The organism is Lamprobacter modestohalophilus, assembly GCF_016583905.1.
Classification (GTDB): domain Bacteria; phylum Pseudomonadota; class Gammaproteobacteria; order Chromatiales; family Chromatiaceae; genus Lamprobacter; species Lamprobacter modestohalophilus.
In genome coordinates this window covers 1-4,468 of record NZ_NRRY01000111.1, presented here as the reverse complement: position 1 = coordinate 4,468, position 4,468 = coordinate 1, and the positions used below count along the sequence as shown (strand labels likewise).

5 protein-coding genes are annotated in these 4,468 nt (G+C 62.2%); 4 read left to right on the top strand and 1 reads right to left on the bottom strand.

Translation table 11 applies throughout. The features are described from left to right. The first annotated feature begins 181 nt into the window (after positions 1-181). A complete protein-coding gene (locus CKO42_RS28380; protein ID WP_338035010.1) occupies positions 182-544 on the top strand; it encodes a DUF2256 domain-containing protein in 363 nt (120 codons plus the stop codon). Next, positions 541-2,070, top strand: coding sequence for a cryptochrome/photolyase family protein (locus CKO42_RS25840; RefSeq protein ID WP_200251934.1), 1,530 nt, complete (start codon positions 541-543; stop codon positions 2,068-2,070). The genes CKO42_RS28380 and CKO42_RS25840 overlap by 4 nt, the downstream gene beginning before the upstream one ends. A 324-nt stretch (positions 2,071-2,394) precedes the next feature. Here CKO42_RS25840 and CKO42_RS25835 read toward each other — a convergent pair whose 3' ends face one another. Then, the gene (locus CKO42_RS25835; RefSeq protein WP_200251931.1) at positions 2,395-2,640 is read right to left on the bottom strand and encodes an AEC family transporter; all 246 of its coding nucleotides are present in this window, start codon (positions 2,638-2,640) and stop codon (positions 2,395-2,397) included. Positions 2,641-2,841: 201 nt separating this feature from the next. On the opposite strand from CKO42_RS25835, the gene CKO42_RS25830 reads away from it, so the two are divergent. Continuing rightward, positions 2,842-3,093 (top strand): toxin-antitoxin system HicB family antitoxin, encoded by a 252-nt coding sequence (locus CKO42_RS25830; protein ID WP_420844345.1) that lies wholly within the window; start codon positions 2,842-2,844, stop codon positions 3,091-3,093. A 149-nt stretch (positions 3,094-3,242) separates the two neighbouring features. Then, the coding region (locus tag CKO42_RS25825; protein ID WP_200251928.1) for a hypothetical protein at positions 3,243-4,468 on the top strand (1,226 nt) is incomplete at its 3' end.

Genomic DNA, 4,468 nt, shown 5'->3' with positions numbered 1-4,468 from the left:
ACTCTGCACGGTGGCGATCTCATCAACGGCCGGGAAGGCGACCCGAAGCGGGATCAGGCGCGAGAGCAGGGGATAATGCACCTCCGCCAGGCTCTGCATCCGGTCAAAGCTGGATTCGATGATCACCCCCTGCGGGACTGGTGAGTGCGGCCAGCCAAGCCGTCACCGCGCCTCCAAGTGAATGCCCGAACAGGACGATCTCCTCGGGCGGGGTACCCCGGACCTGCGTCAACCATATATAGTTCGCGAGGCCCGCGGCCGTATCCAAGCGGCACGCAGGTCACCTGAGGCTAGGGACGAGGGCCGACAACTCTTGAAGACACACGGCAGTCGGCGGCGGGCACCACGCCGTGGAGGCCAATCCCTCTTCTGCCCAATCCGATCAGCAGCGAGCATGAAGGCACATCGCAAGCCCCACCTCCCCACCAAGACCTGTATGGGCTGCGGGCGGCCATTCGCCTGGCGTCGCCGCTGGGCGAATTGTTGGGATGAGGTGCGCTACTGCTCCCGGGGCTGTGCCAGGCACAAGAAGGCAGCGGCATGAGGCTGCGCCGACTCGTCATCATTCTCGGCGACCAGCTCAATCTGGCTTCGGCCGCCTTTGATGGGTTCGACCCAGAGCACGACCAGGTGTGGATGGCGGAGCTGCCGGAAGAGTCGACCCAGGTCTGGTCACATAAGGCGCGGATTACCTATTTCCTGTCCGCGATGCGGCATTTTGCGGAGACGCTTGAAGCACGCGCGATTCCGCTGCGTTATCTGCGGCTCGGCGAGCATCCCTATCCAGGGTTCGATGCGGCGCTGCTAGCGCAGATCGCGTCGACTCGACCTGAGCAACTGATTGTGGTCCAGCCCGGAGACTACCGGACACTGAAGACGCTACGTCAGATCGCTGATCAGGCCGGGGTGCCGTTCGAGGTGCGCCCAGACCGCCACTTCCTGATCGACCTGGATGACTTTGGTACCTGGATGGCCGGGCGCAAGGCACCGCGGCTGGAGCACTTTTATCGCGCCATGCGCAAACAGACCGGCCTGCTCATGGACGGCAAGGACCCCGTGGGCGGGTCGTGGAACTTTGATCAACAAAACCGAAAGCCCTTCGGTCGCGCCGGGCCGGGCATGATCCCGGAGCCGCTCGGCTTTGCGGCCGACGAAATCACCCGCGCGGTGATCAACGATGTCGGGCATCACTTCTCCGATCATCCCGGTTCTACCGCGCATTTCGATTGGCCGGTGACCCCCGAGCAAGCCGCGGCAGCGCTTGAGGACTTCGTCCGCCATCGCCTGCCCGCCTTTGGCCCCTTTCAAGACGCGCTCTGGACCGGCGAGCCTTTCCTCTATCACTCGCGCCTGGCCGCGGCGATGAACCTGAAACTGATCTCGCCGCGTGTCGTGCTCGATGCAACGGTGGCGGCCGGCGCGCGCGGCGATGCACCACTGGCCTCGGTGGAGGGCTTTGTTCGGCAGATCCTGGGCTGGCGTGAATATGTGCGCGGTCTGTACTGGACGCGGATGCCGGACTATCTGGACTGGAATCATCTCGACGCCCAAGCGGCGCTGCCGGCCTTTTACTGGACTGGCGACACGGACATGCATTGCCTAGCCCAAACCATTCGGCAGACCCTGGACTATGGCTACGCCCATCACATCCAACGCCTGATGGTCACCGGCCTGTTCGCACTGTTGCTGGGCGTGGAACCGCGTCAGGTACATGCCTGGTACCTGGCGGTGTATGTGGACGCGGTGGAATGGGTGGAGCTGCCGAACGTGCTCGGTATGTCCCAATTCGCCGACGGCGGGCTGATGGCGTCAAAGCCCTACGTGGCAAGCGGCAAATACATCCAGCGCATGAGCAACTATTGCGCCTCCTGTCCATTCGACCCCGCCGACGCCAGCGGCGAGATGGCCTGCCCGTTTACCGCGCTTTACTGGGACTTCCTGATGCGTCATGAGGAGCGCTTCCGTAATCACCCGCGCGCGGGTATGCAATGGCGCCATCTCGACCGTCTACAAGACGAGCAGCGCTCGCGCATTCGAAGCCGCGCCGAGGCGATACGCCGGCACCTTTGATCAGCACGGTGACCGCGGCATCTTGCCTGTAGTCTGTTGTCTCCCGCGTAACGCTTGTCAAGTCAGGGTTATCCACCGAAGCTGTGGATAACCCTGTGCATGAGCGACGCGCGAGGGCTCCGATGCCTTATCTGGATGACCCTTTCATGACCAGCCGATCAGATCGGCCACTGGATGACCAGTCGGGAACTTTTTTCGCGCGGCACTCGCTCAGACGCGACAGCTCCTGGCCAACGCAGTGGGTTGGCTATCCGAGCGCAGGCCAGATGAAACGGCCTCGGGCACCGCGGGCTGCTGAAGCGGCGTTGTCTGCCGCCTCATCGCTCAGCTCGGCCAGAGCAGACGGGTGATCAGAAGCATGCTGAACAGACAGCCCAGGCTCGTCGCGAGCACGAGCTGGGAGGCGAGTTCAGCATCGCAGCCATAGCGTCGTGCCAAGACCACGGCCAAGAGCGCCGACGGCATCGCCGCTTCGATGATCAAGACCTCGAGCTGCATGGCGCTCAGCGGCAATGCAAGACTGGGCAGCCAGACGAGGATGGGCTTCAGGAACAGCTTGATCAGTCCCACGCCAAGCGCAGGCGATGGACCGGGCGCCTAGATCAGCGGCCTGATCGCTTTGGCCATCGCCGGTGCGGCTTTTCCCAAGCGTCTGCCCGAAAGCACTGTGTTCCTGTCGAGACTGCGAGTGCCTGCCAGCTCCGCATCGGACCGTCAGAGGAGGCGCCAAGTATCCTGATCCCTGGGAGTCCTACTGCGGGAGATACGACAATGACCGCACTCACCCTGGACCTGCCAGATGAGAAACTCCGACGGCTTGAGGTCGTCGCCCGTCAACGCGGTACCAGTGTGGCCCGGCTCTTCGAGGAGATGACGAGCGTCATGTTGGCCGAGACCGATGCGGAGACTCGATTCCAGTTGCGTGCTCAGCGTGAAGCTGGGAAGGATGTGCGTGGTTTGGAGCTTTTGGGCAAGGCTGCTGGTCAGATATCGATCACTCAGAACATCTCGGACGCTCAATGATGCGCAGCCATGAGTTGGTCACCGAGGAGGAGCTGGAATCATTGAGTCCGAGATTCAGCGCGCTTCTGAAAGTCCATGATCAAGCGTGTAGGGTAGGGCGACGAGCGCTGTAGGTGTAGCGACGTTCCACCCCGACCATGGCAATCCCGATGTCCGCGTATTCCGAAATCGAGCTCACTCCTGAGGGTCGCCTCCTGTTTCGTCGCCAACATGAAACCCCTGAGGGGCTGCGAGAGCGTCTCGATGACATCACCGCTGAGGCTCAGCACTGGCTCGATCGCATCGTCGCGATCCAACCCGGCGTCCGCTTGTCCGCGGTGTTCGACCTGCTCAAGGCCAACGCGACGCTGATGGATCTCTACAAGCACAACTGGGCGCATGAGTACGCGGCACGCTGCGACGCTCTGCGTGCCGTCTACCTGGTGCCAGACCCTCGCGAAGACGCCGACTCCACCGAGCCCCCGGTGGAGTCTCTGGTGCTCTCGTTGTCCCAAGAACTGCGCATACCGAATGAGCTGCTGAGGCGCATCGCCGCGGCGCAAGAGCCCCACTCGCCGACCTCAACCCGCTACCTCAATCTGCTGGAGGACACCACCGACCAGGCAGGCCGCCCTGTTACGATCAAGGACGCGTCCCGTTATTGGCATCTCAGCGGCCGATCCGCGCCCCTTGCGCAGGACATGGACCGATCGGGCGTCCACTACACAGCAGGGAGCCAGATCGACTACTCCGTCAGCTTCGATTTCGATCGCTGTATCGACCTGCCGCTCAGCATCGGCGCTGGCATCATGTCGCTCACCATCAGCGGAAAACGTCGTCAGGACCGATTGATGGTCGGCGTGCCGCTGGGCACCGCTCAAGGACCCCCCTCGATCACCTTGCATGAGCTGATTGGCGCGATCACCAGCGACTTCTCGTTTTACGGCGATCCAGAGCAAACACAGGCGGAGAAGGAAACGCTCAAGCAAAGCATCCAGGAATTAGACGATGACCGTCACGCTGAAGATCTGCTGTTTGGCATGGCCCATCTGTTCTGCCCCGACGAGGAGCTTGGCGACCTTGAAACCCACGCCATTGAGTTCGAGGACGATGAGCGTTATTGGGATCGCGCCAAAGTCCTGGAACACACCGGCTGGACAGAGGCGGAGCTGAACACGCAAAGTCGTCGAGGATACCTGCTGGAGCTCAGCGCATTCGCCACCCGCACCACGCCAAGACGCACAGCCTATCCGGCCGAGCAGTTCGTCCCAGGGTTTGATGCAGCGCTGATGCGATTCTTGAGTTGGATCGCGAGCATGTCCTGCTCGGATTGGGCGACGCACAGCTTTCTGAGCGAGTGGACCACGGCAAACCCACAAGGTGATCCGATCAACGG